Origin of the sequence: Pseudomonas sp. Root569 (genome assembly GCF_001427465.1) — a bacterium.
In the GTDB taxonomy this organism is placed as follows: domain Bacteria; phylum Pseudomonadota; class Gammaproteobacteria; order Pseudomonadales; family Pseudomonadaceae; genus Aquipseudomonas; species Aquipseudomonas synxantha.
In genome coordinates this window covers 14,628-38,139 of the sequence record NZ_LMGQ01000002.1, presented here as the reverse complement: position 1 = coordinate 38,139, position 23,512 = coordinate 14,628, and the positions used below count along the sequence as shown (strand labels likewise).

25 protein-coding genes are annotated in these 23,512 nt (G+C 59.8%); 14 read left to right on the top strand and 11 right to left on the bottom strand.

Features of this window, described 5'->3' with window-relative positions:
* Positions 1-55 precede the first annotated feature (55 nt).
* Positions 56-844 carry an SDR family NAD(P)-dependent oxidoreductase gene (locus ASD70_RS02980; protein WP_046071728.1) on the bottom strand — a complete coding sequence of 263 codons (789 nt, stop codon included), beginning with the start codon at positions 842-844 and terminating at the stop codon, positions 56-58.
* A 137-nt stretch (positions 845-981) separates the two neighbouring features.
* Between ASD70_RS02980 and ASD70_RS02975 the strand changes: the two genes are divergently transcribed.
* Positions 982-1,548 (top strand): TetR/AcrR family transcriptional regulator, encoded by a 567-nt coding sequence (locus tag ASD70_RS02975; protein WP_056845617.1) that lies wholly within the window; start codon positions 982-984, stop codon positions 1,546-1,548.
* A gap of 16 nt (positions 1,549-1,564) precedes the next feature.
* Here the strand turns inward: ASD70_RS02975 and ASD70_RS02970 are convergent, their stop codons facing one another.
* Positions 1,565-2,857, bottom strand: a complete 1,293-nt coding sequence (locus tag ASD70_RS02970) for a mechanosensitive ion channel family protein (protein ID WP_056845616.1) — start codon at positions 2,855-2,857, stop codon at positions 1,565-1,567.
* A gap of 193 nt (positions 2,858-3,050) precedes the next feature.
* Here ASD70_RS02970 and ASD70_RS02965 point away from each other — a divergent pair, with 193 nt between their 5' ends.
* Positions 3,051-4,397, top strand: a complete 1,347-nt coding sequence (locus tag ASD70_RS02965; protein ID WP_056845615.1) for a DEAD/DEAH box helicase — start codon at positions 3,051-3,053, stop codon at positions 4,395-4,397.
* A gap of 47 nt (positions 4,398-4,444) precedes the next feature.
* Here the strand turns inward: ASD70_RS02965 and ASD70_RS02960 are convergent, their stop codons facing one another.
* Positions 4,445-4,720: a hypothetical protein gene (locus ASD70_RS02960; RefSeq protein ID WP_056845614.1), complete on the bottom strand. Its 276-nt coding sequence runs from the start codon at positions 4,718-4,720 to the stop codon at positions 4,445-4,447.
* A gap of 154 nt (positions 4,721-4,874) precedes the next feature.
* Between ASD70_RS02960 and ASD70_RS02955 the strand changes: the two genes are divergently transcribed.
* Positions 4,875-5,276 (top strand): hypothetical protein, encoded by a 402-nt coding sequence (locus tag ASD70_RS02955; protein WP_056845613.1) that lies wholly within the window; start codon positions 4,875-4,877, stop codon positions 5,274-5,276.
* A 39-nt stretch (positions 5,277-5,315) separates the two neighbouring features.
* On the opposite strand, the gene ASD70_RS02950 is transcribed toward ASD70_RS02955, so the two are convergent.
* The 3 genes from ASD70_RS02950 to ASD70_RS02940 all read right to left on the bottom strand — a co-directional run bounded on the left by ASD70_RS02950 (position 5,316) and on the right by ASD70_RS02940 (position 7,361).
* Positions 5,316-6,185 carry a DUF6279 family lipoprotein gene (locus tag ASD70_RS02950; RefSeq protein WP_056845612.1) on the bottom strand — a complete coding sequence of 290 codons (870 nt, stop codon included), beginning with the start codon at positions 6,183-6,185 and terminating at the stop codon, positions 5,316-5,318.
* A gap of 66 nt (positions 6,186-6,251) precedes the next feature.
* A complete protein-coding gene (locus ASD70_RS02945; RefSeq protein WP_056845611.1) occupies positions 6,252-6,974 on the bottom strand; it encodes a TorF family putative porin in 723 nt (240 codons plus the stop codon).
* 207 nt (positions 6,975-7,181) lie between these two features.
* On the bottom strand, positions 7,182-7,361 hold the full coding sequence (locus ASD70_RS02940) for a hypothetical protein (protein WP_003193095.1): 180 nt from the start codon (positions 7,359-7,361) through the stop codon (positions 7,182-7,184).
* Between the two features lie 322 nt (positions 7,362-7,683).
* Here ASD70_RS02940 and ASD70_RS02935 point away from each other — a divergent pair, with 322 nt between their 5' ends.
* Both ASD70_RS02935 and ASD70_RS02930 read left to right on the top strand, forming a co-directional pair.
* Complete coding sequence (locus ASD70_RS02935; protein WP_056845610.1) at positions 7,684-8,520, top strand: CvfB family protein; 837 nt, start codon at positions 7,684-7,686, stop codon at positions 8,518-8,520.
* Between the two features lie 112 nt (positions 8,521-8,632).
* A complete protein-coding gene (locus ASD70_RS02930; protein ID WP_056845609.1) occupies positions 8,633-9,031 on the top strand; it encodes a DUF2177 family protein in 399 nt (132 codons plus the stop codon).
* On the opposite strand, the gene ASD70_RS02925 is transcribed toward ASD70_RS02930, so the two are convergent.
* Positions 8,975-10,153 carry an MFS transporter gene (locus ASD70_RS02925; RefSeq protein ID WP_056845608.1) on the bottom strand — a complete coding sequence of 393 codons (1,179 nt, stop codon included), beginning with the start codon at positions 10,151-10,153 and terminating at the stop codon, positions 8,975-8,977. The genes ASD70_RS02930 and ASD70_RS02925 overlap by 57 nt on opposite strands.
* Before the next feature lie 104 nt (positions 10,154-10,257).
* Between ASD70_RS02925 and ptrR the strand changes: the two genes are divergently transcribed.
* A complete protein-coding gene (gene ptrR, locus ASD70_RS02920; protein WP_056845607.1) occupies positions 10,258-11,151 on the top strand; it encodes a putrescine utilization regulator PtrR in 894 nt (297 codons plus the stop codon).
* 142 nt (positions 11,152-11,293) lie between these two features.
* Positions 11,294-11,416, top strand: a complete 123-nt coding sequence (locus ASD70_RS29715; protein ID WP_003193089.1) for a PA1414 family protein — start codon at positions 11,294-11,296, stop codon at positions 11,414-11,416.
* 96 nt (positions 11,417-11,512) lie between these two features.
* Here the strand turns inward: ASD70_RS29715 and ASD70_RS02915 are convergent, their stop codons facing one another.
* Both ASD70_RS02915 and speB read right to left on the bottom strand, forming a co-directional pair.
* Positions 11,513-12,895 (bottom strand): sodium:solute symporter, encoded by a 1,383-nt coding sequence (locus ASD70_RS02915; protein WP_056845606.1) that lies wholly within the window; start codon positions 12,893-12,895, stop codon positions 11,513-11,515.
* 163 nt (positions 12,896-13,058) lie between these two features.
* The gene (speB, locus tag ASD70_RS02910; protein ID WP_056845605.1) at positions 13,059-14,009 is read right to left on the bottom strand and encodes an agmatinase; all 951 of its coding nucleotides are present in this window, start codon (positions 14,007-14,009) and stop codon (positions 13,059-13,061) included.
* Between the two features lie 256 nt (positions 14,010-14,265).
* On the opposite strand from speB, the gene ASD70_RS02905 reads away from it, so the two are divergent.
* From ASD70_RS02905 to ASD70_RS02875, 7 genes are all read left to right on the top strand, one after another.
* Complete coding sequence (locus ASD70_RS02905; protein ID WP_056845604.1) at positions 14,266-15,159, top strand: LysR family transcriptional regulator; 894 nt, start codon at positions 14,266-14,268, stop codon at positions 15,157-15,159.
* Between the two features lie 6 nt (positions 15,160-15,165).
* On the top strand, positions 15,166-15,771 hold the full coding sequence (locus ASD70_RS02900) for a tRNA-uridine aminocarboxypropyltransferase (protein WP_056845603.1): 606 nt from the start codon (positions 15,166-15,168) through the stop codon (positions 15,769-15,771).
* Positions 15,772-16,019: 248 nt separating this feature from the next.
* Entirely contained in the window at positions 16,020-16,922 is a 903-nt protein-coding gene (cysM, locus tag ASD70_RS02895) for a cysteine synthase CysM (protein WP_005790197.1), read from the top strand.
* Positions 16,922-18,274 (top strand): 23S rRNA (uracil(1939)-C(5))-methyltransferase RlmD, encoded by a 1,353-nt coding sequence (rlmD, locus tag ASD70_RS02890; protein ID WP_056845602.1) that lies wholly within the window; start codon positions 16,922-16,924, stop codon positions 18,272-18,274. Before cysM ends, rlmD begins: the two co-directional genes overlap by 1 nt.
* A gap of 123 nt (positions 18,275-18,397) precedes the next feature.
* Positions 18,398-20,641 (top strand): GTP diphosphokinase, encoded by a 2,244-nt coding sequence (relA, locus tag ASD70_RS02885; protein WP_046071741.1) that lies wholly within the window; start codon positions 18,398-18,400, stop codon positions 20,639-20,641.
* Between the two features lie 140 nt (positions 20,642-20,781).
* Entirely contained in the window at positions 20,782-21,615 is an 834-nt protein-coding gene (gene mazG, locus ASD70_RS02880; RefSeq protein WP_056845601.1) for a nucleoside triphosphate pyrophosphohydrolase, read from the top strand.
* A 25-nt stretch (positions 21,616-21,640) separates the two neighbouring features.
* On the top strand, positions 21,641-22,186 hold the full coding sequence (locus tag ASD70_RS02875; RefSeq protein ID WP_014719402.1) for a DUF2058 domain-containing protein: 546 nt from the start codon (positions 21,641-21,643) through the stop codon (positions 22,184-22,186).
* A 97-nt stretch (positions 22,187-22,283) separates the two neighbouring features.
* Here ASD70_RS02875 and ASD70_RS02870 read toward each other — a convergent pair whose 3' ends face one another.
* Together ASD70_RS02870 and ASD70_RS02865 are read right to left on the bottom strand one after the other, a co-directional pair.
* On the bottom strand, positions 22,284-22,472 hold the full coding sequence (locus ASD70_RS02870; RefSeq protein ID WP_043048934.1) for a hypothetical protein: 189 nt from the start codon (positions 22,470-22,472) through the stop codon (positions 22,284-22,286).
* Positions 22,473-22,790: 318 nt separating this feature from the next.
* Positions 22,791-23,504, bottom strand: a complete 714-nt coding sequence (locus tag ASD70_RS02865; RefSeq protein WP_046071744.1) for a DUF3108 domain-containing protein — start codon at positions 23,502-23,504, stop codon at positions 22,791-22,793.
* Positions 23,505-23,512: the final 8 nt, after the last annotated feature.

Below are 23,512 nucleotides of genomic sequence, written 5' to 3'. Positions count from 1 at the left end.
GGAAGGGCAGGCGCCTATGCATCGCAGTAGCACAGCACGCCTGCAAAAGGGTTGATCAGGCTTTGACCAAGTAGCGGTCAGCCACCTTGGACTGCTTGATCTGCGCCAGCAAGCCTTGTCGCGCTGCCTGCAAGGCATCCCAGCGAGCGCCGTCCTGCAACGGCGGGATCGTCACGGGCTCGCGACGGTCAAAGCCGATCAGCGCCGCATCGACCAGGTCACCCACTTCCATCACGTCCGTGAGGGTATTGATGTCAATGCCAGCCCGCTCCCAGATCTCGGTACGCGTGGCCGCCGGCAGCACGGCCTGCACATAGACGCCTTTGGGAGCCAGCTCAAGGCTCATACCCTGGGACAGGAACAGTACGAACGCCTTGGTGGCGCCATACACCGTCATGCCGAACTCCGGCGCCAGGCCCACTACCGAGCCTATGTTGATGATAGCGCCGTCACCTGCTGCTGCCAGGCGCGGGGCAATGGCGCTGGCAAGTCGCACCAACGCCGTGGTGTTGAGCGCAACCAACTGAGCGACGCTGTCGCTGGACTGTTCGATAAAGCTGCCGGACTGCGCGGCCCCGGCATTATTCACCAGCGTGCCAATGCTGGCGTCCTCGCGCAGGCGCGCTTCAACCGCTGCCAGGTCAGCGCTTTGAGTCAGGTCGGCGGGGAGGATATCAATGCTGATGGCGTGCTGTTCACGCAGGCGGGCGGCGAGCGCTTCCAGGCGCTGGGTGTCACGGGCGACCAATACAAGATTGTGGCCGCGCTGGGCAAAACGCTCGGCGTAGGCGGCGCCAATGCCGGTCGAGGCGCCAGTGATGAGAACGGTAGTGGAAGTGCTCATGGTGTGATGCTCTGTGGATGCGATGAGGTTTTATGATGTCGATCATAATCAAAACTGTCAACGGTTTTGATTACGATCAACATCATAGTAAGATGCCTATATTGCAGGGCAATCGCAGGGCAGCAGGAGCGCAAAAAATGAAGATCACCAAGACACAATCACAAAGCAATCGAGCGCATATCGTCGCGACGGCTTCCGAGCTGTTTCGTGAACGCGGTTTCGATGGTGTGGGTGTGGCCGAACTGATGGCTGCCGCCGGTTTCACCCAGGGCGGCTTCTACAAGCATTTCGGCTCCAAGGCGGATTTGATGGCAGAAGCGGCCGCCAACAGCCTGGCGCAGTCGCTTGCCGACAGCAAACACCTGGAGGTGGAGCAGTTTTTCGAGGTGTACCTGTCCAGGCAGCACCGCGACCACCGCGGCGGCGGATGCACCTTGGCGGCGTTGTGTGCAGATGCTGCGCGTCAATCGGACACGCTCAAGGAGACCTTCGCCAACGGGTTGGAAAACACGCTGCAGGCCCTGCAGGCAAAGTACAACGCGGCGCAGGACGAACCACAGGAAGACGTGCGCGCGAAAATGCTCAACAGGATGGCCCACGCCATCGGCGCCATTATGCTGTCGCGGGCGTGTCCGGATGATTCCGCCCTCGCCGATGAAGTGCTTGAGGTGTGCCGCAAAGAGATTACGGCATCACTGCCGTAATCCCGTTTGGGTCACATCACACCGTTTCGACGTTGGACACCTGGGTGGCTCCGACCAAGGCAGGCAATACGCCGGCGCGCAGGTCATTGCCGCTCGGTTGCTGATACAGGCTCAACCCGAACTCCGGCAACACCGCCAACAGATAATCAAAGATATCCCCCTGGATCCGCTCGTAATCGCCCCACGCCGTGGTGCGGGTAAAGCAGTAGATCTCCAGCGGCACGCCCTGGGCGGTGGTCTGCATCTGGCGCACCATGCAGGTCATGTTCGGCTGGATGTCCGGGTGGCTTTGCAGGTACGCCAGTGCGTAGGCGCGGAACGTGCCGAGGTTGGTCATGCGCCGGCGGTTGGCCGATAGTTGCGCGCTGTGGCCCTGGGCTTCGTTCCAGGCCTTGAGTTCGGCCTGCTTGCGACCGATGTAGCCGGTGAGCAGGTGCACCTGGGTCATGCGCACTTCTTCGTCATCGCGCAAAAAACGGACGCCGCTGGCGTCGATATACAGGCTGCGCTTGATGCGCCGCCCACCGGAAGCCTGCATGCCGCGCCAGTTCTTGAACGACTCGGACATCAGGCGCCAGGTGGGGATGGAGACGATGGTCTTGTCGAAGTTCTGCACCTTGACCGTGTGCAGGGTGATATCCACCACATCACCGTCCGCGCCGACCTGGGGCATTTCGATCCAGTCGCCGACCCGCAGCATGTCGTTGCTGGTCAGCTGCACGCTGGCGACGAATGACAGCAGGGTGTCCTTGTACACCAACAGGATCACCGCTGACATGGCACCCAGCCCCGACAGCAACAGCAGCGGCGAACGGTCGATCAGCGTAGCGACAATGATGATCGCGCCAAACACGAACAACACCATCTTCGCCAGTTGCACATAGCCCTTGATCGAGCGGGTGCGCGCGTGTTCGGTACGGGCGTAGATGTCCAGCAGGGCATTGAGCAGCGCGCTCATGGCCAGCACCAGGAACAGAATGGTGATCGCCAGGGCCACATTGCCGATAAACAGGATGGCGGTCTTGCTCAGGCCCGGCACCAGGTACAGGCCGAACTGGATCACCAGGGACGGGGTCATCTGCGCCAGGCGATGGAAGACTTTGTTGTGCAGCAGGTCGTTGAGCCAGTGCAGGGCCGGTTGCCGGCCAAGCAATTTGATGGCGTGAATAATGAGGTAGCGTGCTACCCGTCCGAGTAGCAGGGCCATCACCAGCAACACCAGCAAGCCGAGGCCGGCGTGCAGCAGCGGATGTTCATCGAGGGTGCCCCAGAGGTCCTGGGCGTTGAGCCAGAGCTGTTTGATATCCATGAATGAAACCGATTCTTCTGTAAGGCGAGACGGGGGGATTAGAGCATTTAAGTGCAACAAAGTTGACGTTCTAGACAAATACGCTGACAAAAAAGCAGCTGATTAGCCCTGTTCGCGTAAAGAAACTCGGTTTGGACGCGCGAAACCGGTAACCTATGCCGCTGATATTTTGTATTTCTTCGAGGTAGCACCCGTGTTTTCCCAATTCGCCCTGCACGAACGCCTGCTCAAAGCCGTGGCCGAGCTTAAATTTGTCGAGCCTACGCCTGTGCAAGCAGCGGCCATCCCGCTCGCGCTCCAGGGGCGTGACCTGCGGGTGACGGCTCAAACCGGCAGCGGCAAGACCGCTGCTTTTGTCTTGCCGATCCTGCACCGCCTGATCGGCCCGGCCAAAGTCCGTGTGAGCATCAAGACCTTGATCCTGCTGCCGACCCGCGAGCTGGCCCAGCAGACCTTGAAGGAAGTGGAGCGCTTCTCGCAGTTCACCTTCATCAAGTCCGGCCTGATCACCGGCGGCGAAGACTTCAAGGTCCAGGCCGCCATGCTGCGCAAGGTGCCGGACATCCTGATCGGCACTCCGGGGCGCATGATCGAGCAACTCAATGCCGGTAACCTTGATCTCAAGGAAGTCGAAGTGCTGGTGCTCGACGAAGCCGACCGCATGCTCGACATGGGCTTCGCCGATGACGTGCAGCGCCTGGTGGCCGAGTGCGTCAATCGCCAGCAGACCATGCTGTTCTCCGCCACCACTGGCGGTTCGACCCTGCGCGACATGGTCGCCAAGGTCCTGAACAACCCCGAGCACCTGCAGGTCAACAACGTCAGCGATCTCAACGCGACCACGCGCCAGCAGATCGTCACCGCCGACCACAACGTGCACAAAGAGCAGATCCTCAACTGGCTGTTGGCCAACGAGACCTATCAGAAGGCCATCGTGTTTACCAACACCCGGGCCGCGGCTGACCGCATCTACGGTCGCCTGGTGGCGCAGGACTATAAGGCGTTCGTGCTGCACGGCGAGAAAGACCAGAAGGACCGCAAGCTGGCCATCGACCGCCTCAAGGCTGGCGGCGTGAAGGTCCTGGTGGCCACCGACGTCGCCGCCCGCGGCCTGGACGTGGACGGCCTGGACATGGTGATCAACTTCGACATGCCTCGCAGCGGCGACGAATACGTACACCGTATTGGCCGTACCGGACGTGCCGGCAACGATGGCCTGGCCATCTCGCTGATCTGCCACGGCGACTGGAACCTGATGTCGAGCATCGAGCGCTACCTCAAGCAGTCGTTCGAGCGCCGCATCATCAAGGAAGTCAAAGGCACCTACACCGGGCCGAAGAAGGTCAAGGCTTCGGGCAAGGCCGTGGGCGTGAAGAAGAAAAAGACCGACGCCAAGGGTGACAAGAAAAAGGCCGGCGCCAAATCGCCGACCAAGCGCAAGATCGCCAACCGGCCGAAGACCGACAACCTGTCGCTGGTCAGCAAGGACGGCATGGCGCCGCTCAAGCGCCGCAAGCCAGAAGCACCGGCTGCCGAATAAGCAGCTGGGCATAAAAAAACCGGACGATGTCCGGTTTTTTTTCGCCATCAGTTTTCTGTTTTGGCGGCCGCTTCCTTCAATTCCTTAAGCCGGGCATCAATCAACTGGCACTTGTCCGGAAACTCGGCACTTTCGGTATCCAGATCCATTTTCTGCAACTCGTCATTCATCTCCTTGGCCTTGGTTGGGTTCTGCTCGGTGAGCTTGGTCACTTCCTTGGCCAGTTCTTCGCGCTTGGCCGTGGCCTCGTCGAGCGTACAAGCCCAGGCGGGCAGGGCGGCAAGCAACGTGGCGGCGATGGCCAGGTTTCTCAGGGTTTTCATGGTCGGACCTCCTTGGCGGTATAGGCAGTTGAGGCGGCGAACGTCTGGAAAGTTCAGAGAAATGACGCCCGTCTATCCGGGTGAACGGCCAGTGCCCGCACGTGTCACTACCTATGACGGGCTAATTTTCCATCGGCCTGCAGGAGGAATCAGGATGACGACTTACAACTGGGATCTGATCGAACGTCTGCTGCATGAAGTGCAGAACGGCGAGGGTAGCTTTGCCCCGCGTAAATACGCCGAACAGGAAGCTGCTGATAAAGCGACGGCTGGCGAGGACACCGGGAATCTGGATGCGCTGAAAAAGACTGCTGCGGACTACGAGGCGCTGCTGTTCAAGCGCGGGTTCATTGAGTCGCGTCCCGAAGAGGAGGGCGGCAACGGTGAGAACTTCATCTTGACCCCGCGGGGCGCAAGCCTGCTGGCGTTGATCGACAGTTCGATTCCTGGCAATGAGCACCCCCGTCAAGTGATGGACGAGCAGGAGGACGCGCTGGAGGAGGCGACCTTCGATCAAGTCTCTTCCAAAGCTGCGATTGCCGGTGGCGCTATCTAACCCCCGAATCCAATGTGGGTGGGAGCCCTGCTCCCTTCCCTATTGATTTGCGCCGGCCTTGAGGCATTTGAGTGCTTTGAAATCGCTCCGTACGCCGTCGATTTTTTGCTTCAGCTTCTGCCGCTGTTGCATCGTGCTCTCAGCCATCAGGTCCACGATCAGGCTGCGCGCTGCCGCTTCGGTCTGAGCATATGCAGCACGGTATTCAGGCGTCCATAAGCTCTCCCTGTCCACCAGCAAACGTTGCATCTTCTGCGGGAAGTCGGCGTCGTGGCGGTGCTCGACGGCCTCGATAAACTGCGCCTGCCAATGGGCGCGGTTGCCGATCCACGCCTGGTTCTGTTCACCCAGGGCGATGGACCAGGCCGTTACGCGGTGTTGCTGGCTGGCGCTCAGCGGGCCGATCCAGGCGTCCAGGCGCTTGCTCATGCGCTCGGCGCGCTCCTTGACCTGCTGGGCCAGCGGTGGCTTGAGGTATTCGTCCTGGCGTTTGCGCAGGTCCTTGGCAAGGGCCTCGCTCATGTCCTTGACCTGCTGATCATCGAGACCTTGCAGCAACTGCACAGCGGACGGGGTGATTTCCCGTGCGATCTCGGCAATCGCCTGCTTGGCTTCGACGGTTCGGGTTTGCAGCGCGGCGTCAGTGATTTGGTTGCTGTCGACCATTTGCTGCAGGCGGTCCAGCCAGTCCAGATAACCCGGCAATTGTGTGGTGCAATGCCAGGCCAGGTGTTCCTTGAGGGTATCGTTGAACCAGCTCTTTTGCCCGGCGTTCATGTCCAGGTAGTCGTTGAGGGTCCAGGGGATGATCACGTCGAGATTACGGTAGGCCAGGCCCACGCGATTGCAGCCGGCGAGCACCAGGCTCAGGGTCAACAGTACCATCAGGAGTTTGAGCCGGCGCAACATGGGCGAGTCCTTGCACGGATGGGGTTAATGCATGTGAACCTGCGCGGGGTGCGACAGTTCAGCCCATCAATAAAACGGCCGGACAGCCTTCAAGGTCAACAGACCGTCACATTGCGAATTGTGTCCGGAGTAGGCCGAGCAGTCACCGCCGCTGAGGCTGGAATCGCTGTAGATCAGGTCCAGGTCAATGCCTTTCCACGCCCGGGAAAATTGCACCGACCAATCGCTGAAACTGCTGATGGCGCCGTTTTCCACCGAGACCGGTGTGCCCAATTGGTGGGTGGTGTACTTCATGCTGACGCCGATACCGAAAGGCTGGGTGCCGCCGAGGTCGGCAAACAGGGTGCTGTCCTGGCGGTCGGGGTCGTTGCTGAAAGACACGCCAAAGCGGTTGCCCAACAGATTCAGGCCGCCGTAGACCTCCTGGCTGTCGAGGGGGCTGACCTTGGGGTAGCTATAGTGAATCAAGCCCACTTCATAGCCCAGGGTCTGGTCGAAAGGGCGTTTGAAACCCAGGTAGGAGTCGACTTCGAGATTGTTGGGTGAGGAAAGGCCCATGTTCGGTGAAAACTGGCCGAAATACAGGCCGCTGTCGTGGCTCAAGTCCAGGCCGCCGTGGAACGAGTCGCTACCAGGGGAGGTCGGCTTGACCAGGCCCTGGGCCATGCTCCGGCTGGGGGTGGTGCCCAATTTCAGGTCGAAGTCACCCAGTTCGCGCTGGAAAATCTGCGCTTCGGCCAATGGGCTGGCGACCAGGATACTGACCAGGAAAATGCAGCGTTTAAGCATGCTTCACTCCATGAAAAGCGAGGAGCAGTAACGGATGGGTTCGAGCAGATGCCCGTGCTAGACGTGTGCAAGGATACCGGCGAATGCCAGGTGTTGAGACCCGTTCGTCGATTAGCTTGATATTGGATGCGGTGCGAGGGTGTTTCAAACTCTAGTCCTAGCGCCTTGAGGGCAAGACGCTTAGGGACCAGATGCAGTGCGCAGGTATTACTTCTTGCCCAGGCTGATCTGCTTGGACGGGCCGAAAGTCTGGCCGCTCACGCCCTTGGCAATCTGCTGGATTTCGCCACCGGACTTGAGGAACGCAGCAATCTGGCTGTTGATCGATTCGCTGGTTTCAACGGCGGGAGCTGGCTTTGCTTTGCTGTTGGATGCTTTTACGCGCATGGCGGCCACTAACCTGTAGAAAATTAACTTGGCCAGGCATCGTACAGGAAATACTTGACAATTGCTTGGCAAATATCCCCGGAGAATAAGTGCTGAGATCCGAAATAATCTCAGTTAATCGATGAAATAAAGCGCTAACTTGCTGTTTTAGCTCGAAACCATTGGGCGGGCCGGGGTTGATGACAGGGCAAAACTCAACCGATTGATCAGACGAGTGGAGTGTTGCCAGTGAAACGCCATGCCAGCTTGTGAATTTTCAGGCCTGCGCGCGTGCAAGGCGCAACTCGGGTAGAATGCCGCCCACGCAATGAGGGTATTGGAAATGGCTTTAGTCGGGCGCTACAACAGCTTGCAAGTAGTCAAGCACACTAACTTCGGTTTGTACCTCGATGGTGCGCAAGATGGGGAAATCCTCTTGCCTAATCGGTATATCCCTAAAGATATTCCCAGTGAAGATGAAGACTGGCTTAACGTTTTCATTTATCTGGACAGCGATGACAAACTTATCGCCACCACCGAAAAACCCAAAGTTCAAGCCGGCGAATTTGCCAGTTTGAAAGTTGTGGAGGTCAACAGCATCGGTGTATTCCTCGATTGGGGGTTGCCAAAGGATCTGCTGCTGCCCTATTCGGAAGAAAAACGCCAATTGACCGCGGGTGAGTATTGCGTGGTGCATGTCTACCTCGACAAGCACACCAAGCGCATCACCGCCACCGCACGTCTTGACCGCTACCTGGACAAGACGCCAGCTAACTACCAAGTGGGCCAGGAAGTCGATCTGCTGGTGGCCGAAGCCACCGACATGGGCTTCAAGGCAATCATCAACAACAAGCACTGGGGCCTGATCCACAAGAACGAAGTGTTCAAGTTCCTGCGCCCGGGCAAGGAAGAAAAAGGTTTTATCAAGGAGATCCGCGCCGATGGCAACATCAGCCTGAGCCTGCAACCGGTCGGCCAGGAAGCGGCCTCCAGCCTGAACTCCAAGATCCTCGCCAAGTTGCGCGACAACAATGGCACCCTGCCGGTCAGCGATAAAAGCGATCCGGCCGTGATCAGCAACTTGTTCGGCGTGAGCAAGGGCAACTTCAAGAAGGCTATTGGTGCGCTCTACAAGCAGGGCCAGATTGTGATTCATGCCGATCGCATTGAACTAAGCTGAGTGTGCCTGGCTCTTTGTAGGAGCGAGCTTGCTCGCGAAAATATTCCAGGCGCAGCGTGGCGTCGGATGTACGTTTTTCGCGAGCAAGCTCGCTCCTACAAAGGCTTGTGTCATGTTCAAGAGAACGCTTTTTGCCTACCTTGGCACCTTGATCGCCTTCCTGGTACTCGACGGCCTGTGGCTGGGCGTGCTCATGGGGCCCACCTACAAATCTTTGCTCGGCCCGCTGATGCTTGATCAGCCGCGCTTGTTGCCGGCGGTATTGTTCTATCTGCTGTATGTGCTCGGTTGTGTGGTGCTGGTGATCTTGCCCAGCGCAACGTGGCAACGCGCTGCGCGTTTGGGCGCCTTGCTTGGCCTGGTGGCCTATGGCACTTATGACCTGAGCAACTGGGCCACGCTTGAAGGCTGGTCAGCCGGGCTGGCAGTGATGGACATGGCGTGGGGCACCTGCCTAACCGCGATGTGCTGCACCGTCGGCCATCTGTGTGCACATCGGCTGCGTCGGTAATCGACGGTTGATCAAGACTGAGCCCGCCAATAACAAACCGACACCGGCGATGACCAGCGCCGGTTGCAGGCCACCACTGAGGTGGCTGCTCACCGACGCCAGCAATGGCCCGCTCAGTTGACCGATGGCAAAGCTGGCGGTCAACAGCCCGGTGCTGCGTTGGTAGCCGTGGGGCGCGACTTCCCGCAAGCGTGCCATCACCAATTGCATGCAGGCCAGGAACGGCGCACCGCACAGTAATACACCAAGCGCCAGGCCCCAACTATTGCCGAGCAGGCAGGCAAACACGCCTACTGCTTGCAGCCACAAGGTTGCCATCAGCCAGTGACGGGTGGTGTGCGGGTCCTTGCGGCGCAAGCTTGCCACCCCCACACCCAGTGCGGCCGCCAGGCCAAAGCAGGGCCAGAATAGATCGGCCTGCCAGGCGCCTTTGAACTGTGCGTTGGCCATCTGCGAGAGAAAGGTCGCCGGGATGATGTAGCCCAGGCCGAATAAAAAGTAGATCCAGCACAGGTGCGCGATGCTGCCGTTATTACCTGGGCTGGCGGCCTGTGCAGGTGCGAGGGTCGGCTTCGGTAAAAACGGCAGGATCGCCAGCAGCATCAGCAGCGCCACCACGCCGTAAATCAACCACAGCGTGGCAGAACTTTGCCCCCTGAGGTTCGAGCCCAGCGCCAGCAAACCTGTCATCAAGATCCCCAGCCCTGGCCCGGCAAAGATCAACGCGCCCAGGCGTGGTCTGCCGGCGGCAATCGCCAGAGGTTGGCTCAAACTGGTGATCATCACCAATACCCAGGCGCTCGCCACGCCGGTGCCGAAGCGCAACAGCAGGTGCGGCCAGAACCCGTTGGCCCAGTACGATGCCAGGGTCAACAATACGCAGAGCCATAGCCCGCCGTAGAGGCGCCCGCGTACATGGTGGTGGCTGCGGGCAAAGATCGAGTCCACCGCGCCTACGAAGTAGCCCAGGTAGTTGGCGGCTGCGATCAGCCCGGCGCCGGTCAGGTCGATCTGACCTTCGCTGAGCAAATGTGGCATTTGTGGGGTAAGGGCGAAGCGGCCAATACCCATGGCCATCATCAGTGCGATGAAACTGGCGAGTAAACGAATCAGCGGTGACATGTTCAGGGTTCCTGCAAAAAAGCGAATGACTTGCAGGCTAAGACGGATTGACTTTCTGTAAAAATGAATAATAGTGAGTAACTTATTCAGTTTTGGAGAAAGGTATGGAGTTCAGTCAATTGCGGATTTTCCAGGCCGTGGCCGAAGAGGGCTCCATTACCCGTGCGGCTGAGCGTCTGCACCGCGTGCCTTCGAATCTCTCGACCCGGCTCAAGCAGATGGAGGAACAGCTCGGCATCGAGCTGTTCGTTCGCGAACGCCAGCGTTTGCAGCTTTCTCCTGCGGGCAAGGTGCTGTTGGACTACAGCACTCGGCTGCTGGCGCTGCATGACGAAGCCCACGGCGCCGTACAAGGCGGGCAACCGGCCGGTGACTTTGTGTTGGGCAGCATGTACAGCACCGCGGCAGTCCACTTGCCGAAACTGCTGGCGCGTTATCACAAGACTTATCCCATGGTGAACCTGCAGGTGCAGTCGGCACCCAGCGGGGAGCTGCTGGAAGGTTTGATTACTGGACGTCTGGACGCAGCTTTTGTGGACGGTCCGATGACTATCGCCACCTTGGATGGCGTGCCCTTATGCGAAGAGCGCCTGGTGCTGATTTGCGAGGCTGATCACCCGCCGGTGCGCGGTCCACAGGATGTGGCTGGCCGTTCGGTGTTCACTTTTCGACGCAGCTGCGCCTACCGTACCCGCCTGGAAACCTGGTTTTCCCATGATCGCGTCGCCATGGGGCGGGCGATCGAGATCGAGTCCTACCAAGGCATGCTCGCTTGCGTGATCGCCGGTTCCGGCGTGGCGTTGATGTCCGAATCCATGCTCGACAGCCTGCCAGGCAAGGACAGCGTGTCCGTTCATCCGCTGACTGGGCCTTTTGCCACTGCAACCACCTGGCTGATGTGGCGAAAGGGTATGCTCGGCGCTAACCTCAACGCATGGATCGACCTGCAGCAAGAGGGTAGGGCCGAGTCTTTGCCAGATACCCGTGCGATTGCTTGAACGATCCGTCAGGATTCAGATCAATCCAGTAATAGTTCGTTGTGGTTTCGTTCAAGCAATACCTAGGACTTAGGGCTACTATCACTGTAGGAAACGGCGACAGAACTCACGCCGACCAGCACTACCCTCAAAGGGGGCAACCATGAAAGAGAAAATCCAGAACTGGCTCCATGACCTTGGCGTTGCGCTGGGCTTGATCGAGCCACCGCTGCAACCGGTGCCGATCCGTACGGATGATGAGCAGCGTCGGCCACGTCGCCGCTAATTACTCGCTCTCGCACTTGTTTGTTCAAGGCGAAAAAAACGGGCGCGACCTCCGACGTCGCGCCCGCTGAAGAAACTCGCTAAATCCTTTTATAGCTCAAACCGTCCGAGCCGCCACTGTATCCGGTCGGCGCGACACTAAGCTCACCAGCACAAAACTCACCAGCGCGACCGCCAGGCTGTAGTAAATCGGCGTGTTTGCGTCCAGTCCATCCTTGAACATAAATACCAACGCGGTCACAAAGCCCAGGGTCATGGACGTTATCGCCCCGGAGGTCGTCGCACGTTTCCAGAAAATCGCGCCAATCAATGGCACTAACATACCGCCTACCAGCAGGTTATAGGCCAGGGTCAGGGCGCTGATCACATCGTTCACCACCAGGGCGATACCCAATACGGCAACGCCGGTCAGCAGGGTGAACAAACGGTTGATGCGCAAGCTCGATTGCTTGCCACCGCGCAGCCGTGGCAGCAGGTCTTCGGTCAGTACGGTGGAGGCGGCGAGGAGGCCTGCGCTGGCGGTGGACATCATCGCGGCCAGTGCGGCGGCGATAACCAGGCCACGAATGCCATCCGGCAACGAAGCTTTGACGATGGCGGCGAAGGCATTGTTGACGTTGTCCAGGTTCGGTATCAGCACATGGGCGGCCATGCCGATCAGCGCGCAGGCCAAGCCGTAGAGGATGCAGTAGACACCGGCGAACGTGCCGGCGTATTGGGCGACCTTCTCATCACGGGCAGTGAACACCCGCTGCCAGATATCCTGGCCGATCAGGATGCCGAAGAAGTAGATCATGAAGTAGGTGGTGATCGTGTCCCAGCCGATGGCGGTGACGCTGAAGTTCGACGCTGGCAGCTTGGCAACCAGTTCGTCCCAGCCGCCGACGCGGTACAAACAGATCGGCAGTAGGATGAACATCAGGCCGACGGTCTTGATCACGAATTGCACGATATCGGTGAGGGTCAGCGACCACATGCCGCCGATGGTCGAATACACCACCACCACGCCGCCGCCTACCAATACCGACACCCAGAACGGCAGGTCGAACAGCACTTGCAGCACAGTGCCGATGGCCAGGATCGAAGTCACCCCGATCATCAGCGCGTAGGCCAGCATGATCACCGCACTGGCCTGGCGCGCCATGGGGTTATAGCGTTTTTCCAGGACCTGGGTGACGGTGAATATCTTCAACTTCAACAGCGGCTTGGCCAGGAACAGGTTCAGCGCAATGATCCCCGCACCCAGCGCGGCGCATAGCCAGAAACCTGAAATGCCGTGCACATAGCCCAGGCGCACGGTGCCGACGGTAGACGCGCCGCCCAGAACTGTGGCGGCCATGGTGCCCATGTACAGCGACGGGCCGAGGTTACGGCCGGCCACCAGGTAGTCTTCGTGGGTCTTGGCACGGCGCATGCCGTAGTAGCCGAGCACGAGCATGCCGGCGGCGTAGAGGAGTACGACGAATAAATCCAAAGCCATGGCGGTGATTCTCCGATTATATTTTTTATGGTCGATCAGGCGGCAGCCGGCTCCGTAAACACGCGAGCAAAAGTCAGGTATATCGAGGAGGGGGCTCTACGACCCCCTTGGTTGTCAGTGTGTAAAGACGGTTCTTGTTATTTTCATACCTCGTGCGCGCTCATCAGCGATGCGCCACGCCAGGCAGTACGCAAAGCATCTCGTACAGCAGGTTGGCGCCGAGCAGCGAGGTGTTGCCGGTGGTGTCGTAGGGCGGCGAAACTTCTACCAGGTCGCAACCAATCAGGTCGAGGCCCTGGCAACCGCGGATGATCTCGATGGCCTGGATGGTGGTTAGCCCACCGATTTCCGGGGTGCCGGTGCCGGGCGCCCAGGCGGGGTCGATGCCGTCGATGTCGAAGCTCAGGTACACCGGGCCACCGCCGACTTTCTCGCGTACTTCGGCCATCAACGGCGCGAGGGAGTGGTGCCAGCATTCTTCGGCCTGTACTACTCGAAAGCCCTGTTTGCGGCTCCAGTTGAAGTCTTCGGCGGTGTAGCCCTGGGCACGCAGGCCGATCTGCACCACGCGGTCGCAATCGAGCAAGTCTTCTTCCACGGCACGCCGGAAGGTGGTGCCGTGGGCGATTTTCTCGCCGAACATATGGTCGTTGACGTCGGCGTGGGCGTCGATGTGCACCAGCCCGACCTTGCCGTGTTTCTTGTGGATCGCCCGCAGGATCGGCAGGGTGATGGTGTGGTCGCCGCCCAGGGTCAGGGGGATCACATCGTGCTCAAGGATTTCATCGTAGGCCTCTTCGATGATGCGCACGGCGTCGAGCAGGTTGAAGGTGTTGATCGCCACGTCGCCGATATCGGCCACCGACAGCGAGTCGAACGGTGCAGCGCCGGTGGCCATATTGTACGGACGGATCATCACCGACTCGGCACGGATCTCCCGTGGGCCGAATCGCGTACCGGCGCGCAATGAGGTGCCGATATCCAGGGGCACGCCAATAAAGGCGGCGTCCAGGCCCTTGGCCGTTTGCAGGTGAGGAAGACGCATCATGGTGGCGATGCCGGCGAAGCGCGGCATTTCGTTGCCGCCCAGTGGTTGGTGGAAAATCTTGTCCACGGGATTGCCTCATCATTGTTTTGTTTATTAGTGGCCGATTCTGCGAAAAGCCTGGCGTAGGAAGAATCGGCTGGGGCAAATACTTAGTTCAGATTTTTCTAAACTAAAGCCTGAGGTAAACTCCCAGATCCTGTAGGAGCGAGCTTGCTCGCGAAAAGCGTCAACGATGATGCGGGCATCCAGAATGTACGCGGCGACCTCAGGTTTTTCGCGAGCAAGCTCGCTCCTACAGTTAGTTGAAGCTTCTGGAGGCCCGATGGCCAACGCCTTGCCCGACCTGAAACTCCTGCGCATCTTCGCCAGCGTCGTGCGCCACCAGGGGTTCGCCAATGCCCAACACGAACTCAACCTGTCGACGTCGGCCATCAGCACGTATATGAGCCAACTCGAATCCACGCTGGGCCTGGTGCTGTGCCATCGAGGACGTGGCGGCTTCAGCCTGACCAGCAAAGGTGAGCTGTTTCATCAGGAAACCCTGCGCCTGTTGGGCGAGCTCGAGGGCTTCGAGCAATACGCCGCCGCGCTCAAAGGCGAGTTGCGCGGCACGCTCAAGCTGGGCGTGCTCGACTCCACCGTCAGCGACAAGGCCTTGCCCTTCGCCGAGGTGATCGGCGCCTACAGCCTGGAGCACCCGGCAGTGCACCTGCACCTGTCGGTGATGAGCCCCTATGAACTGCAACTGGGTGTACAGGACAACCGGCTGGACCTGGCCATCGGCGCGTTTTCCAATCGCATGAGCGGGCTGGTCTACATGCCGCTGTACCGCGAACAGCACTGGCTGTATTGCAGCACCCGGCATCCGCTGTTCAATGAGCGGCGTATCCCTGAACAAGTGATCACCCAGCAGCGCATGGTCGGCCGTGGCTATTGGAGCCAGGCCGAGCTGGCGCGTCACGGCTTCAAGCACAGTGCCGCGACGGTGGAAAGTATGGAGGCTCAACTGATCCTGGTGCTGTCCGGCGCATACATCGGCTACCTGCCCGAGCACTATGCCCAGGCGTGGGCCGACAAGGGCGACCTGCGTGTATTGCTGCCCGCCACGTTTGGCTACCAGGCACCGTTTTCGATGATCATGCGCCGCGGTCGCAGCCGTGAACCGCTGATCCAGACTTTCCGCGACTTGCTCAAGACCCAGCTCAACCAGGCCTGAAAACACATGTCCAGACCCCAATGCCCGCGCTGCCTGCGGCCGACCACTCACTGTCTCTGTGCGCTGATCCCCCACCTCGACAGCCGTACCCGCGTGTTGCTGTTGCAGCATCCGAGCGAGGTCAACCATGCGCTCAATACCGCGCGGTTGGCGGCGTTGGGCTTGAATAATGCGCAGTTGCTGGTGGGCGAGGTGTTTGATGACCTGGCGACGTTATTGAGTGCGCCTGGGTATCAGGTGCGGCTGTTGTTTCCTGCCGATGATGCCCAGCCGTTGCAAGCCTATGCGCCCGATGACCAGCCGCTGTTGCTGGTGGTGCCCGATGGCACCTGGCGCAAGGCGCGCAAATTGCTGCATCTCAACCCGTTGCTGGCGGCGTTGCCCCGGGTGACATTGGCCAACGGCGGCGTCTCCCGGTATCGCTTGCGCAAGGCGCCGGAGCCTGGAGCCTTGTCGACGCTCGAAGCGATCGTGCAAGCGCTGCAGGTACTGGAAGTGCCGGTATCGTTCGAGCCGCTGCTCAAACCCTTTGAAGCGCTGATCGAAGGGCAGATTGCGGCGATGGGGGAAGAGGTTTTTCAGAGAAATCATGGCGGCGGACGGCAGGAGTAGCAGGTTTATCGAGGTGCGGCCATCGGGAGCAAGTCGAATCGTCGCACCGCCCCTCCCACAGTTGATCGCGTTCCATCATGAGAATGCGGTCGAATGTGGGAGGGGGCTTGCTCCCGATGGCGTCCGAACAGTCGCCACTTTTTTTTCGCTTATTCCTATAAGCCATAAGCACCACACTTTGCGTGATATGGCCCGCCGGCCTTTCCCGGTATGATGTTCGCCCCCGCAGTCTGGATTGCGAATACGCCATGACCTTGCAGTACCCAACAATCGCCGATTGCGTCGGCAACACGCCCCTGGTCCGCTTGCAACGCATGGCGGGTGAAACCAGCAATACCCTGTTGCTCAAGCTCGAAGGCAACAACCCGGCCGGCTCGGTCAAGGACCGCCCGGCGCTGTCGATGATCGCCCGCGCCGAGCTGCGTGGGCAGATCAAGCCCGGCGACACCCTGATTGAAGCCACCTCCGGTAACACCGGGATCGCCCTGGCCATGGCCGCCGCGATCAAGGGCTACAAGATGGTGCTGATCATGCCCGACAACGGCAGTGCCGAGCGCAAGGCAGCGATGACCGCGTACGGTGCCCAGCTTATTCTGGTGAGCCAGGAAGAGGGCATGGAAGGCGCCCGTGACCTCGCCGAGCGCATGGCCGCCGAAGGCCGTGGCGTAGTGCTGGACCAGTTCGCCAACGGTGATAACCCCGAGGCGCACTACACCAGCACCGGTCCGGAAATCTGGCGCCAGACCCAGGGCACCATCACTCACTTCGTCAGCTCCATGGGCACCACCGGTACCATCATGGGCAACTCGCGCTACCTCAAGGAGCAGAACCCGGCGATCCAGATCGTTGGCCTGCAACCGATGGAAGGTGCGGCCATCCCGGGCATCCGCCGCTGGCCCGAAGAGTACTTGCCGAAGATCTACAACGCCACGCGGGTGGACCGCATCATCGACATGGCCCAGCGTGAAGCCGAAGACACCACACGCCGCCTGGCCCGTGAAGAGGGCATCTTCTGTGGCGTGTCCTCCGGTGGCGCCGTGGCCGGTATGTTGCGCTTGTCCAAAGAGGTGGAAAACGCGGTGATCGTCGCGATCATCTGTGACCGAGGCGACCGCTACCTGTCGACCGGCATTTTCGACGAACCCAACTGATGGCCAAGCACGAGAGAGGCCTGCGCTTCCAGCCGACGGGCGGCAGCCGGGTCCCACAGATTCCCGTAGGCAAGAAGCAGCGCTTGACCATCGAGCGCCTGGCCAACGATGGCCGGGGCATTGTGTTCCTTGAAGGCCGTACCTGGTTCGTGAATGGTGCGCTGGCCGGCGAAGAAGTTGAAGCGCGGGTGTTGGGCACCCACGGCATAGTGGTCGAAGCCCGCACCGAGCGGGTGTTCAAGGCCAGCGAACTGCGTCGCCCTGCACCTTGCATCCATGTTGGTCGTTGTGGTGGCTGCAGCGTGCAGCACCTGCCGCACGATGAGCAGCTTGCCCTGAAACAGCGCATGCTCGCAGAGCAACTGTCGCGGGTGGCCGGTGTCGAACCGCAAGAATGGGCGCCGCCTTTGAGCGGGCCGGAGTTCGGTTATCGGCGTCGCGCCCGTGTGGCGGTGCGTTGGGACGCCAAGGCAAAGCAACTCGAAGTGGGTTTTCGCGCCGTGGCCAGCCAAGACATCGTCGCCATCGATCAGTGCCCGGTGCTGGTACAGGCTTTGCAACCGATCATGCAGCGTCTGCCGAACATGCTGCGTCGTTTGAGCAAGCCACAGGCGCTGGGGCATGTGGAATTGTTCAGTGGTTCGTCGATCGCCGTGCTGCTGCGGCATATGGCGCCGCTGTCCGAGGCTGACATGCTGGTGCTGAAAGAATTCTGCAGCTTTCATGACGCCCAATTGTGGCTGCAGGGTGAAGGGCAACCGGAGCCCGTCGAACCCGGCCGGGCCCTGGGTTTCCGACTTGACGCCTGGGATCTGGAATTGGCTTACCGGCCTGGAGACTTCGTGCAAATCAACGCCGGGGTCAACCAGGCGATGGTTGCCCAGGCCCTGGAATGGCTGGCGCCACAGTCCGACGAACGGGTGCTCGATCTGTTTTGCGGCCTGGGCAACTTTGCCTTGCCATTGGCTCGCCAAGCACGCGAAGTGGTGGCGGTGGAGGGCGTGCAGGCCATGGTGGACCGCGCCGCACTTAACGCTGCAAGCAACAATGTGCATAACGCACAGTTTTATCAGGCGGATTTGTCCCAGCCTTTGACGGACGCGGAATGGGCCAAACAGGGCTTTTCTGCGGTACTCTTGGACCCACCCCGCGATGGTGCCCTGGAGGTTGTGCGCAAGCTCGCCACCCTGGGGGCCAAGCGCCTGGTGTATGTGTCCTGCAACCCGGCCACGCTGGCGCGGGACACGGTTGAGTTAGTCAAGCAAGGCTACCGGCTAAAGCGTGCCGGGATCCTCGACATGTTTCCGCAGACCGCGCATGTCGAGGCCATGGCGTTATTTGAAGCGGGCTAGGATGCCCGTTTAATCCGACTGGCCTGCATTCTCCAAGGCCCTGATCCGCCAGGGAGTTTGCTGCAAAAGGTCAGCGATGATTCATTGGCGCACTGAAGGTGCGTCGTAGGGAAGGTAAGCAAGATGGTACAGGTGAGAGCACACCAGCCGATCAACACCGACGGCAGTATCAATCTCGAGGCATGGCTGGATCATGCCGTCAGTGTCGACCCGGCACTGGACCGTGAAGCCTTGAAGGCAGCCTGCGAGTTCGCTCGTGAGTCTGAGCAGCAAGACAATGCGGCCAAGAACCTGTGGGCCGAAGGCACTTCAAGCTTTCGCACCGGGTTGGAAATCGCCGAGATCCTGGCCGATCTCAAGCTGGACCAGGATTCGCTGATTGCCGCCGTGCTCTATCGCGGCGTGCGTGAAGGGCATATTCCGTTGGCAACCGTTGGCCAGCGTTTCGGCGCGGTGGTGGCCAAGCTGATTGACGGCGTGCTGCGCATGGCGGCCATCAGTGCCAGCCTCAGCCCGCGCCAATCGATGGTGCTGGGCACCCAGGGCCAGGTGGAAAACCTGCGCAAGATGCTGGTGGCGATGGTCGACGACGTGCGCGTCGCCCTGATCAAGCTGGCCGAGCGTACCTGCGCGATCCGTGCGGTAAAGACTGCTGACGACGAGAAGCGCAACCGCGTTGCCCGTGAAGTCTTCGATATCTATGCACCGCTGGCCCACCGCCTGGGTATCGGCCATATCAAGTGGGAGCTGGAGGACCTGTCCTTCCGCTACCTGGAACCCGACCAATACAAACAGATTGCCACGCTGCTGCACGAGCGGCGTCTGGACCGCGAACGCTTTATCAGCGACGTGATGGGCCAGCTGCGTTCCGAGTTGCAGGCCACCGGCGTGGATGCCGACATCAGCGGCCGCGCCAAGCACATTTATTCAATCTGGCGCAAAATGCAGCGCAAGGGCCTGGCTTTCAGCCAGATCTACGACGTGCGTGCCGTGCGCGTGCTGGTGCCAGAGATGCGCGATTGCTACACCGCGCTGGGTATCGTCCACACCCTGTGGCGGCATATCCCCAAGGAATTCGACGACTACATCGCCAACCCCAAGGAAAACGGCTATCGCTCGCTGCACACCGCGGTGATCGGCCCCGAGGGCAAGGTGCTGGAAGTGCAGATCCGTACCCACGCCATGCACGAAGAGGCCGAGCTGGGCGTGTGCGCGCACTGGCGCTACAAGGGCACCGACGTCAAGGCCGGGTCCAACCAATACGAAGAGAAAATCTCCTGGCTGCGCCAGGTGCTGGAATGGCACGAAGAACTTGGCGACATCGGCGGCCTGGCCGATCAACTGCGCGTGGATATCGAGCCGGACCGGGTCTATATCTTTACCCCTGACGGCCATGCCATCGACTTGCCCAAGGGCGCCACGCCGCTGGACTTCGCCTACCGCGTGCACACCGAAATCGGCCATAACTGCCGCGGCGCCAAGATCAACGGGCGCATCGTACCGCTCAACTACAGCCTGCAAACCGGTGAACAGGTCGAGATCATCACCAGCAAGCACGGCACGCCGAGCCGCGACTGGCTGAACCCGAACCTGGGCTACATCACCACCTCGCGGGCGCGGGCGAAAATCGTCCACTGGTTCAAGCTGCAGGCACGCGACCAGAACGTCGCTGCCGGCAAGACCCTGCTCGAACGCGAGCTGGCGCGCCTGGGCCTGCCCCAGGTGGACTTCGACAAGCTGGCCGAAAAAGCCAACATGAAGATCGCCGAAGACATGTTCGCCGCCCTCGGTGCCGGCGACCTGCGCCTGGCGCAACTGGTCAACCTGGCCCAGCAACTGGTCGAGCCGGAGCGCGGCAACGAACAGCTGGAACTCATCCCACGCAAGGCCACCGGCTACAAGCCGGGCAAGCGTGGCGATATCCAGATCCAGGGCGTGGGCAACCTGATGACGCAAATGGCCGGTTGCTGCCAGCCGCTGCCGGGCGACGCCATCGTCGGCTACATCACCCAGGGCCGTGGCGTGAGCATTCACCGCCAGGATTGCGCCTCGGTGCTGCAACTGGGCGGGCGCGAGCCGGAGCGGATCATCCAGGTCAGTTGGGGCCCGGTGCCGGTGCTCACCTACCCGGTGGACATCATCATTCGTGCCTACGACCGTTCCGGTTTGCTGCGGGACGTCTCGCAAGTGTTGCTTAACGAGCGGATCAACGTGCTGGCGGTCAATACCCGTTCGAACAAAGAGGACAACACGGCGTTGATGTCCCTGACCATCGAGATTCCTGGGTTGGATGCGCTGGGACGGTTGCTGGGGAGGATTTCCCAGTTGCCGAACATCATCGAGACGCGGCGCAACCGCACCCCATGAGTAACTGGGTGAACGCCGTTTGAAGTGTGGGAGGGGGCTTGCTCCCGATAGCTGCCTATCAGTTGATACATCTGGTGACTGAAACACCGCTATCGGGAGCAAGCCCCCTCCCACATTGGATCTTCAGTGGAAAGAGATTGATGTATTCACTAGATGACCTGCTGCACCTGATGAACCGCCTGCGGGACCCGCAATACGGCTGCCCGTGGGACATCAAGCAAACCTACGCCACCATCGTGCCGCACACCCTGGAAGAGGCCTACGAGGTGGCTGACGCCATTGAACGCGGCGACTTCGACCATCTGCAAGGTGAGCTGGGCGACCTGCTGTTCCAGGTGGTGTATTACAGCCAGTTGGCGCGTGAAGAAGGGCGCTTCGAATTTGCCGGGGTGATCGACAGCATCACGCGCAAGCTGATCCGGCGCCATCCTCACGTGTTCCCAACCGGCGACCTGTATGCGCCGCTGGATATCCCGCAATTGAGCGAAGAGCAGGTCAAGGAACGCTGGGAGCAGATCAAGGCCGAGGAACGCGCGGAAAAATCCGACGCTCCGGAGCAGCTTTCCCTGCTCGATGATGTGCCAACCGCCTTGCCGTCGTTGTCCCGGGCCGCCAAGTTGCAAAAACGCGCCAGCCAGGTCGGTTTCGACTGGCCGGACGCCTTGCCGGTGGTGGATAACGTGCGCGAAGAGTTGGACGAAGTGCTGCAAGCCATGGCCGATAATGATCCGCAGGCCATTGCCGATGAAGTCGGTGACCTGCTGTTTGCCGCGGTCAACCTGGCTCGTCACCTCAAGGTCGACCCGGAAACTGCGTTGCGCGGCGCCAATGCCAAGTTCGAGCGACGTTTCCGTTTTATCGAACAGGCATTGCGCGATACGCACCAACCCATAGAAGATTGCACCCTCGAAGCGTTGGACGCCCTGTGGGGCGAAGCAAAACGCCAGGAAAAGAATGTGTCCAACTGCGGTTGAGCAGTTGCCTAAGTGAGTAAGCACCATGAGCCTTTCCCTTCGCGACCAGTTGCTCAAAGCAGGTCTGGTCAATCAAAAGCAGGCCAAGCAGGTCGGCAAAGAGAAACAGAAGCAGCAGCGCCTGGTCCACAAGGGCCAGGCCGAAGTCGACGACACCCAGGCACGCCTGGCCGCCGAGGCCCACGCCGAGAAGGTCAAGCGGGACCAGGAGCTGAACCGTCAGCAACAGGAAAAAGCTGAGGCCAAGGCCCGTACTGCGCAGGTCAAGCAACTGATCGAGACCTCGCGCCTGCCCAAGCTGACCACTGAGGACTACTACAACTTCGTGGATGACAAGAAGGTCAAGCGCCTGTCGGTCAACACGTTGATGCGCAACAAGCTGAGCAACGGCTCCCTGGCTATCGTGCACCACGGTGGCGGCTACGAGGTGATCCCACGGGAGGCGGCGTTGAAGATCCAGGAGCGCGCGCCTGAGCGTATCGTGCAGCTCAATATCCTGACTGAAAGCCAGGTGCCGGATGAGGATGATCCGTACGCCGCCTACCAGATCCCGGATGATCTGATGTGGTAAACCTTTAGATATGAAAAACCCCGCTCGAAAAGGCGGGGTTTTTGTTTGCAGGCACTCCAGCTGCGTGGGGCTGGGGTGGCTGTCGGATGTCAGGGTTTCAGGAGCTTTGTGCCTGGCGTTGCAGTTCAAGAGTTTCAAGCTCGTTTTTATAATTATGAGCGTCGCTCTCGTTGTGAAACATGCCGACCAGCAAATCTTGTTGGTGTACATCCCAGATGTGAATCCCATGGCCCAGTGCTTCGTGGGACATATGTGCATCGTCGCGTTCAGTTACTTTTACAGTCATCTGCTTGCTCCAATCTCTGGTTGATCTGCGGCAAGTCGTCGCAGGCCTTTGTTATATATTTTGTTAGCTTGCTAAGTAAACGACTTTTGCGCGCAACAATTCTTTGCAGGAAACGCAACAATCCTGCAGGCCGCGTAAACCGTGACATTCGGTCGCAGGCTCATGAGTTTTATGACAAAAGTTTCATGTTCGAGCCTGCCAGTGAGCCTCAAATATGGGAGGGGGCTTGCCCCCGATAGCGTCAGAAGCTTCACAGCAAAATTTCCAGGCAAAAAAAAGCCCCGCATTCAGCGAGGCTCTTTTCCAGCACATCAGCAATCAGCTGCCCTTGACGGCCTGGCCATCAACAGTGCCATCCTGCAGCATGATGTTGTATTCCTTGCCATCGGTCTCAACCTGACGCAGGGCTACCAGGATGCCGCCCTGGTCTTTGGCAAACCACATCTGGGTAATGCGCTTGCTCTGCGACGGGTCACGCACGCGCTCGACCTTGATCGCATCGATCGAGCCTACCTTGGTCTGGACTTTTTCCGGGCCAATCACGCGGAAGTCGTAGGTGTCGGTATCAGTGCCTTCAACCACACGGTAGCTCATGCTTTTCTTGCCGGCGGCCACGTCGCGCTGCAGGGCGAGCTGGTAGGTGGACTTGTCGAGCATGCCACTTTCGAGGGTGACATTGACCGGGTCTTTGTTTTCAAAGCCGGTGACTTTCTTGGCGCTCTGGTCGAAATCCAGGTTGACCTTCTTCGCCTTACCCAGCCCGCCACGCTCGAAGCTGTAGCTCTTGGGCTGCAGAGTGTCCTTGTCGAACAGGATCACGCTGGTTTCGGTCAGGCTGGCAATCATCATCGAGGCCTTGAAGTTCAAGGTCCAGGTGCCGTCGCCATTCTTGACCAGACTGCGTTCAGCCGAACCACTCATGGGCAGCTGTTTCCAGTCGGCGGTGTAGCTGACGGAGAACGGGTGAAGGTCTGCCGCTTGTACGGCAGGCAAAGCGAACAGCGCAAAAGCGAAGAGCAGGGCGCGACGCATAAAATCTC

Coding starts and splice junctions, on each gene's coding strand:
- ASD70_RS02980 (WP_046071728.1), bottom strand. CDS start 844: ATGAGCACTTCCACTACCGTTCTCATCACTGGCGCCTCGACCGGCATT.
- ASD70_RS02975 (WP_056845617.1), top strand. CDS start 982: ATGAAGATCACCAAGACACAATCACAAAGCAATCGAGCGCATATCGTC.
- ASD70_RS02970 (WP_056845616.1), bottom strand. CDS start 2,857: ATGGATATCAAACAGCTCTGGCTCAACGCCCAGGACCTCTGGGGCACC.
- ASD70_RS02960 (WP_056845614.1), bottom strand. CDS start 4,720: ATGAAAACCCTGAGAAACCTGGCCATCGCCGCCACGTTGCTTGCCGCC.
- ASD70_RS02955 (WP_056845613.1), top strand. CDS start 4,875: ATGACGACTTACAACTGGGATCTGATCGAACGTCTGCTGCATGAAGTG.
- ASD70_RS02950 (WP_056845612.1), bottom strand. CDS start 6,185: ATGTTGCGCCGGCTCAAACTCCTGATGGTACTGTTGACCCTGAGCCTG.
- ASD70_RS02945 (WP_056845611.1), bottom strand. CDS start 6,974: ATGCTTAAACGCTGCATTTTCCTGGTCAGTATCCTGGTCGCCAGCCCA.
- ASD70_RS02940 (WP_003193095.1), bottom strand. CDS start 7,361: ATGCGCGTAAAAGCATCCAACAGCAAAGCAAAGCCAGCTCCCGCCGTT.
- ASD70_RS02935 (WP_056845610.1), top strand. CDS start 7,684: ATGGCTTTAGTCGGGCGCTACAACAGCTTGCAAGTAGTCAAGCACACT.
- ASD70_RS02930 (WP_056845609.1), top strand. CDS start 8,633: ATGTTCAAGAGAACGCTTTTTGCCTACCTTGGCACCTTGATCGCCTTC.
- ASD70_RS02925 (WP_056845608.1), bottom strand. CDS start 10,153: ATGTCACCGCTGATTCGTTTACTCGCCAGTTTCATCGCACTGATGATG.
- ptrR (WP_056845607.1), top strand. CDS start 10,258: ATGGAGTTCAGTCAATTGCGGATTTTCCAGGCCGTGGCCGAAGAGGGC.
- ASD70_RS29715 (WP_003193089.1), top strand. CDS start 11,294: ATGAAAGAGAAAATCCAGAACTGGCTCCATGACCTTGGCGTTGCGCTG.
- ASD70_RS02915 (WP_056845606.1), bottom strand. CDS start 12,895: ATGGCTTTGGATTTATTCGTCGTACTCCTCTACGCCGCCGGCATGCTC.
- ASD70_RS02905 (WP_056845604.1), top strand. CDS start 14,266: ATGGCCAACGCCTTGCCCGACCTGAAACTCCTGCGCATCTTCGCCAGC.
- ASD70_RS02900 (WP_056845603.1), top strand. CDS start 15,166: ATGTCCAGACCCCAATGCCCGCGCTGCCTGCGGCCGACCACTCACTGT.
- cysM (WP_005790197.1), top strand. CDS start 16,020: ATGACCTTGCAGTACCCAACAATCGCCGATTGCGTCGGCAACACGCCC.
- rlmD (WP_056845602.1), top strand. CDS start 16,922: ATGGCCAAGCACGAGAGAGGCCTGCGCTTCCAGCCGACGGGCGGCAGC.
- relA (WP_046071741.1), top strand. CDS start 18,398: ATGGTACAGGTGAGAGCACACCAGCCGATCAACACCGACGGCAGTATC.
- mazG (WP_056845601.1), top strand. CDS start 20,782: ATGTATTCACTAGATGACCTGCTGCACCTGATGAACCGCCTGCGGGAC.
- ASD70_RS02875 (WP_014719402.1), top strand. CDS start 21,641: ATGAGCCTTTCCCTTCGCGACCAGTTGCTCAAAGCAGGTCTGGTCAAT.
- ASD70_RS02870 (WP_043048934.1), bottom strand. CDS start 22,472: ATGACTGTAAAAGTAACTGAACGCGACGATGCACATATGTCCCACGAA.
- ASD70_RS02865 (WP_046071744.1), bottom strand. CDS start 23,504: ATGCGTCGCGCCCTGCTCTTCGCTTTTGCGCTGTTCGCTTTGCCTGCC.